This is a genomic window from Alcanivorax quisquiliarum (assembly GCF_023051175.1).
GTDB lineage: Bacteria > Pseudomonadota > Gammaproteobacteria > Pseudomonadales > Alcanivoracaceae > Isoalcanivorax > Isoalcanivorax quisquiliarum.
In genome coordinates this window covers 1-6,277 of sequence record NZ_JALKII010000020.1, presented here as the reverse complement: position 1 = coordinate 6,277, position 6,277 = coordinate 1, and the positions used below count along the sequence as shown (strand labels likewise).

5 protein-coding genes and 4 tRNA genes are annotated in these 6,277 nt (G+C 60.7%); all 9 read left to right on the top strand.

Annotated elements, in window-relative coordinates; genetic code table 11:
- Window positions 1-747 precede the first annotated feature (747 nt).
- Complete coding sequence (locus MU846_RS14410; protein ID WP_246953961.1) at window positions 748-2,436, top strand: AMP-binding protein; 1,689 nt, start codon at window positions 748-750, stop codon at window positions 2,434-2,436.
- Window positions 2,436-3,422: a bifunctional biotin--[acetyl-CoA-carboxylase] ligase/biotin operon repressor BirA gene (gene birA / locus MU846_RS14405; RefSeq protein ID WP_246953959.1), complete on the top strand. Its 987-nt coding sequence runs from the start codon at window positions 2,436-2,438 to the stop codon at window positions 3,420-3,422. The genes MU846_RS14410 and birA overlap by 1 nt, the downstream gene beginning before the upstream one ends.
- Window positions 3,419-4,177, top strand: a complete 759-nt coding sequence (locus MU846_RS14400) for a type III pantothenate kinase (RefSeq protein WP_246953957.1) — start codon at window positions 3,419-3,421, stop codon at window positions 4,175-4,177. Before birA ends, MU846_RS14400 begins: the two co-directional genes overlap by 4 nt.
- Before the next feature lie 22 nt (window positions 4,178-4,199).
- Window positions 4,200-4,835, top strand: a complete 636-nt coding sequence (locus tag MU846_RS14395; protein ID WP_246953955.1) for an SPOR domain-containing protein — start codon at window positions 4,200-4,202, stop codon at window positions 4,833-4,835.
- Between the two features lie 100 nt (window positions 4,836-4,935).
- Window positions 4,936-5,011, top strand: a tRNA-Thr gene (locus MU846_RS14390).
- Window positions 5,012-5,134: 123 nt separating this feature from the next.
- A tRNA-Tyr gene (locus MU846_RS14385) sits at window positions 5,135-5,218 on the top strand.
- A 274-nt stretch (window positions 5,219-5,492) separates the two neighbouring features.
- Window positions 5,493-5,566 (top strand) — tRNA-Gly (locus MU846_RS14380).
- A 59-nt stretch (window positions 5,567-5,625) separates the two neighbouring features.
- A tRNA-Thr gene (locus tag MU846_RS14375) sits at window positions 5,626-5,701 on the top strand.
- Window positions 5,702-5,876: 175 nt separating this feature from the next.
- Window positions 5,877-6,277 (top strand): GTP-binding protein (locus MU846_RS14370; protein ID WP_246953953.1); only part of this gene is annotated, 401 nt, incomplete at its 3' end.

The window sequence follows — 6,277 nt, the reverse complement described above, 5'->3', positions numbered from 1 at the left end:
CAATGCCATTGATGAACTGCTGCCGCATCAGTGGAAGCCCCATACCGTTTGACAAGGTGGGATGGCCGGACGCTTACCCATCTGCCCACTGCCGCAGTGGTCCAGGTGCCCACCCGGTTATGAATGGCCACCTAGTATGAGCGAGAACTTTTCTGGCAAAAACACCAAGCGTCGCGAACGCCCGCCGGATTCAAAGTGAAGCGGGTTAAGCGATGCCAGGCGCTTGGTGCCTCTTTCGATGGTGCGCAGCTGCGATGCCTCCGCACTCGCCCATCCCAAACGGCGCACGGTTTCTGTTGACGAGGCCGAGTATGTCTATCGTTACTTCTCTGCGATATTCGCTGCACCACATGGCGCTACCGTAAACGCCAGGTCTGCCCAGTTACCCGGTGCCAGCCCGCAGAAGCTCGCTCGCCACCCGAGCGCTTATGCGGGCTGAATGACGGGGAATTTGCGGCTGGCGGGCGCCTGCGGCGATCTTTCAAGCGTTGTTGCGGGGCGATGGGGCCGGTGCGATCTGCAACAATGACTATTTATACCAGTGCGCTGTCATACGGGCAGGGCGTTAAGGTAGGAGGAGGTGTTATTGTAAGGCATTGTGCCGATACTGATTATTCGGGAATATCGTCAAACGTTGGCGTCCGGTGGTGTCGGAATGCTGGTTCAAGCCCGGGGTTGCCCAGGGCAGAGAATTGTCGTCATGTCCGGCGGCGGGGTGGAGCTAGAACAATGGAGAGGGAGGCAAGAATGAACGCGACAGCCGATAAACAGATGAAGTCACCGCTTGAGGCGCTTGGCGAGCGTGTCGCTCGGCAGGGCAGCGAGGTGGCAATGGTTCAGCCGGTGGGGGGTGGAACGCTTCGCGAGTATACCTGGAAGGAGCTGGATGAGGAGGCGCGTCGCGTCGCAGCTTATCTGAAATCGCTCGATTTCCCAGCTGGCTCGAACATTGCGCTGATGTCGAAAAACTGCGCGGAGTGGATGATTGCCGATTGGGCTATCTGGATGGCGGGTCACATTAGCGTGCCGCTTTACCCGACCCTGACTGCCGACAGCGTTCGTCAGATTCTGGAGCACAGTGAATCCAGATTGCTGTTCGTGGGTAAGCTGGATGTCTGGGAAGAGGCGCAGGCGGGGGTGCGTGAAGACCTTCCCAAAGTTGCCTTCTCGCTGGCGCCTGATGAGGCGCGCAGGGCCTTCACAACCTGGGAAGATATCCTCGGCAAACATGCACCACTGGCCGAGCTGGCGCGCCCGACCGCGCATGATCTGGCCACAATCATCTATACCTCCGGCACGACTGGCACACCGAAAGGAGTGATGCATAGTTTTGGTAGCCTGGCCGTCATGGGCGAGAAGATGCCGGATGTGTACAGCCTGTCCTCGAAGGATCGGGTGATTTCCTACTTGCCTCTGTCGCACGTGGCCGAGCGGGCAGCGGTGGAGCTGGCTACGCTGTATGTTGGCCTGCGAGTGTTTTTTGCCGAGTCGCTGGATACCTTTGCCGAGGACATCAAGCGTGCCCGGCCAACAGTATTCTTTGCCGTGCCGCGTATCTGGACGAAGTTCTACCAGAAGGCCAGTGAGGCGGTGCCGCCAGCGAAACTGAAAAAGCTGTTGAAAGTGCCGCTACTGAATCGCGTGATCAAAAAGAAAGTGCTCTCCGCCATGGGCCTGCAGGAGTGCCGTTATGCCTTGTCGGGCGCGTCTGCGTTATCGCCGGAAGTGATTGTCTGGTTCCGGGCGTTGGGCCTGGAAATCCTGGAAGTGTACGGTATGACCGAGAACATGGCCTGGTCGCACACGACGCGTGAAGGTGATCAGCGCATCGGCTGGGTGGGCAAGCCCAACGATGGCGTGGAGCAGCGCATCGCCGAGAATGGCGAGATTCTGGTGCGCTCGGTCGCCAATATGCAGGGCTACTTCAAGGATGAGGCCAAAACCAGAGAAGATCTGACCGAGGACGGCTGGCTGCATACCGGGGACGTGGGCGAGATTGACAGCGAAGGCCGCCTGCGCATCACCGGACGCGTGAAGGAGATCTTCAAGACCGCCAAGGGCAAATATGTCGCACCGGCTCCGATCGAGAACAGGCTGGTTTCCTACCCCGGCCTTGATCAGGCCTGCGTGATGGGGGTTGATCTGCCGCAACCGCTTGCGCTGCTTTGTCTGTCACCGGAAGAGGCCGAGCGCCTGGCCGATGAAGGGGCGCGCCAGGCATACATCGAAGGGCTTTCTGAGCTGCTGGCACGGGTCAATGGTGAGCTGGATGCACACGAGCGGCTGGATGCGCTAGTGGTGGTGGCAGAAACCTGGGGCGTGGAAAACAACCTGCTGACACCGACGCTGAAACTGAAGCGGAACGAGCTGGAGAAGGTCTACGGCGACCGTCTGGCCGGCTGGGCCGCCAAGCGTGGTGTGGTCTGGGCGCGCTGATGCCCGAGGCGGTTGCGCCGGCAGATGGCGCGGTCATTCGCCAGTTGGCAGATGGCCGCTTCCATTCCGGCGAAGAGCTGGGCGCCTTGCTGGGCATCTCCCGGGCTGGTGTCTGGAAGCGATTGCAGAGGCTTGAGCGCTTGGGGCTTGCGATCGAGTCTGTACGAGGCAAGGGCTACCGGATTCCCGGTGGCCTGAGCTTGCTTGACGAAGGTGCCGTGCGTGCTGCGGGCGGTGCCTCGTTGCAAGCCTTGGATATTCACCTCCTGGAAGTTACCCAATCCACCAATGCGGATGCGCTGACGCTCAGTGCCGGTGGGCTACCCCGCCCGTTGGCCATTCTGGCCGAGTACCAAAGTGCCGGGCGCGGCCGCCGTGGCAGGGATTGGCAGTCGCCGTATGGCAGCAACCTTTATGTGTCGCTGGCCTGCCAGTTCAGTGGCGGCGCTGCCGTGCTGGAAGGCTTGAGCCTCGCCGTTGGCGTGGCGGTGGCAGAGACGCTCGCGGCCACCGGGTTGGGCGAGCGTGTGCAGTTGAAATGGCCCAACGATCTGTGGGTGGGCGGCCGCAAGGTCGGCGGCATTCTGGTGGAGCTCGCCGGGGAAATGGATGGACGCTGCGTGCCTGTCATCGGTGTGGGAATCAACTGCGCGATGCCCCAGGCAGCGGCGCAGCAGATCGATCAGCCCTGGACAGATCTGGCCCGTGAACTAGGGGCACCGGTGGATCGCAATCAACTGGCGGGCTCATTGCTCGCGGCGCTGCTGGAGATGCTGGCCGTGTTCCGGGCGCAAGGATTTGCCGGGCTGCGGGAGCGTTGGCAGGCGTTGGATGGCTGTCAGGGCAAGGCGGTAAACTTGTTGCTTGGTGAGCGCCGGATTCACGGGGTGGCGCGTGGGGTCAACGAGCAGGGGGCGCTACTGTTGGAAGTTGACGGCAGCATCGAGCGCTTTCATGGCGGGGAAATGAGTTTGAGGCTGGCATGAGGCTGTTCCTGGATATTGGCAACACAGCCATGAAGTGGCGGCTGTATTCGCCGGGCAAGCCGCGCATGCAGGGTGGGCAGGCCCATCGCCGTGACTGGGCTTCGCTGGTTGATGAATTGGCGCAGCGGTGCGGCGGGCATGTGCGCGAACTGTGGGTGGCCTCGGTGGCGGGCCGGGAAGGCGATCAGTTGCTGGAGAAAGAGCTGCTCCGGGCCCTGGGCGCGCAACCGCGCTTTTATTATTCGCCGGCCGCAGGGGCAGGCGTAGTGAATGCTTATGCTGATCCGGCGCGCCTCGGTGTGGATCGTTGGCTGGCGATGGTGGAGGTGTGGCATCGCACCGGCGCTGCGGTGATAGTGGATTGCGGCAGTGCACTGACACTTGATGCCGTCGATGGCAATGGCCAGCACCTGGGTGGTTATATCGTGCCTGGCCTGGCAATGTTGCGCGGCAGCCTGTTTCAGGGCACTGCGCAGGTGCGGGTGACGGATAGCGCTCCGGCAACGCTCGGGCTGGGCTGTAGCACCAGCGCGGGGGTTGAAAACGGTGTGCTGCGCATGTCTGTGGCCTTCGTCACGGATGTCGTGGTTGAACTGCGTAAAACGCTCTCGGATACTTGCCCGGTCTTCATCACAGGCGGCGATGCCGCCGTGTTGCAGCCACATTTGGGGTTTGCCACGCAAGCGGAGCCAGATCTGGTGCTTGATGGGCTTGAGCGGGTGGTGAGCGGCGCCGGTGACGGGACGCAGGGCTGAGCAGGGGAAAAGAGGGGCGGCTATGCGCTGGGTGTTCTTTGGTCTGTTGATCCTCAATGTCGTCTATCTTGGCTGGAAGCTGCTTGGGCAGGTAGCGCCGCCGGCGCTGCCGAGCGCGCACGTCGCTGTGCCTGCGCAGCAGCAGCTGCAGCTACTCTCCGAGGCGAGCGCGGCTGCCGTGACCTCGGCGCCGAACCGACCTTTATGCGTGGTGGTGGGCCCGTGGCCCAGCCTGCGGGATGGCGAAGAATGGCGGGGTCGTCTGCGGGGCGTGATGGGCGACGGCGAAGTGCGCCCTGTGGCGGTGCGCAAAGACAGGCTGTCATGGGTCTACCTGCCGCCGACAGGGCGTCGCGAAGCGGCAATGCAGATGCTGCGTGAATTGCAGAGCCGAGGGGTGGACAGCTTCATTGTTGCAGAAGGCGAGGATGCTACCGCGATTTCACTAGGCTATTTCAGCAGCGCAGAGTCGGCGCGCGGGTTGCAAGTCAAGATGCGCAACGCCGGTTACGCAGCGGAAGTCCGGGAAACCTCGAAGGAGGTAACCGAATACTGGTTGTTCTATTCGTCGCCGAATGAAGCGCAGTTGGCGCAGGCTCGCTCGGAAACGGTCGGCGCGGGTGTCGAAATATCGCGTGCAGCGTGCGCAAGCTATTGATTTCAGGAAAATACCGCCTTTTTTTCACGGTTCTGCTGATGTTCGCCTCAATTCAATTGCCTGTACGCTCCGCATTCATTACAATGCGCGTCCTTTGCAGGCTGGCGTAGCTCAGTAGGTAGAGCAGCTGATTTGTAATCAGCCGGTCGGGGGTTCGATTCCTCTCGCCAGCTCCAGAACTTTCGGGCAATGCTGTTGGTCTGTTTGAATGCCTGGTCAAGCGCTGCATAGAGCTTGATCGTGCGTACAAGCGGGTTGACAACGAGCAGGCCCAAAAAGAGAATGTAGGCCCTTTTTTGGGAGGGGTTCCCGAGCGGCCAAAGGGATCAGACTGTAAATCTGACGCGAAAGCTTCGCTGGTTCGAATCCAGCCCCCTCCACCAAGTTTGAAAGGATTCACAACGTCAGAGCACAGTTTGACGTTGGCCAGTGCTCCGAAAGTTCGTCGGGGGCTGGATTTGAACCAGACGGTTCGACGAGCCGCCGCAGGCGGCCGAACAGCATCGCGTAGCGATGCTGGCCCGAAGGGCGGAGGCGCAGCCGGAGTAATCCGGGCCTCGTGAAAGACTAGGGCGCTTTGCGCAGCCGGTTGGCAAAACGGCAAGTTTTGAAAGTTATGGCCCAGGCTGGCGAGCCAAGCCCTGGAAGGCAAGGTTCGCGGGTGTAGTTCAATGGTAGAACCTCAGCCTTCCAAGCTGATGACGCGGGTTCGATTCCCGCCACCCGCTCCAGTACAGTAGGGTCGTAATGTAAAGAGTTTCACCACTGTCGCTGGTGGGATGAGGTCAGCGCTCATATAGCTCAGTCGGTAGAGCACTTCCTTGGTAAGGAAGAGGTCACCGGTTCGATTCCGGTTATGAGCTCCAATTTGCCGGCCTCGGGAGTATTCCCGGGGCCGGCTTCATCTCGTCAGTGGCTGGTGTCAGGGTGGTCACGGAGTCCTGGTGGGCGCGTGGTCCTTTTTGTGTTTTCCGGGCGATGCTTTGCTGTTCAGGCAGGAATGCACAATCGAGCTGAGAGCGAGCTGAGAGGTAGAGAGTCGTGGCAAAGGCAAAGTTTGAACGTAATAAACCGCACCTGAACGTAGGCACGATTGGTCACGTTGACCATGGCAAGACGACGCTGACCGCTGCGCTGACCCGCGTATGTCACGAAGTCTGGGGCACTGGCGAACAGCGTGCGTACGATCAGATTGATAACGCACCGGAAGAGCGTGCACGCGGTATCACCATCGCCACCTCTCATGTGGAATACGATTCCCCGAGCCGCCACTACGCGCACGTTGACTGCCCTGGTCACGCTGACTATGTGAAAAACATGATCACCGGTGCGGCGCAGATGGATGGCGCTATTCTGGTAGTGTCTGCTGCCGATGGCCCGATGCCGCAAACCCGCGAGCACATCCTGCTGTCCCGTCAGGTTGGCGTGCCGTACATCGTCGT

Excerpts from the sequence above, each read along its gene's own strand:
- MU846_RS14410 (WP_246953961.1), top strand. The coding sequence starts at position 748 with ATGAACGCGACAGCCGATAAACAGATGAAGTCACCGCTTGAGGCGCTT.
- birA (WP_246953959.1), top strand. The coding sequence starts at position 2,436 with ATGCCCGAGGCGGTTGCGCCGGCAGATGGCGCGGTCATTCGCCAGTTG.
- MU846_RS14400 (WP_246953957.1), top strand. The coding sequence starts at position 3,419 with ATGAGGCTGTTCCTGGATATTGGCAACACAGCCATGAAGTGGCGGCTG.
- MU846_RS14395 (WP_246953955.1), top strand. The coding sequence starts at position 4,200 with ATGCGCTGGGTGTTCTTTGGTCTGTTGATCCTCAATGTCGTCTATCTT.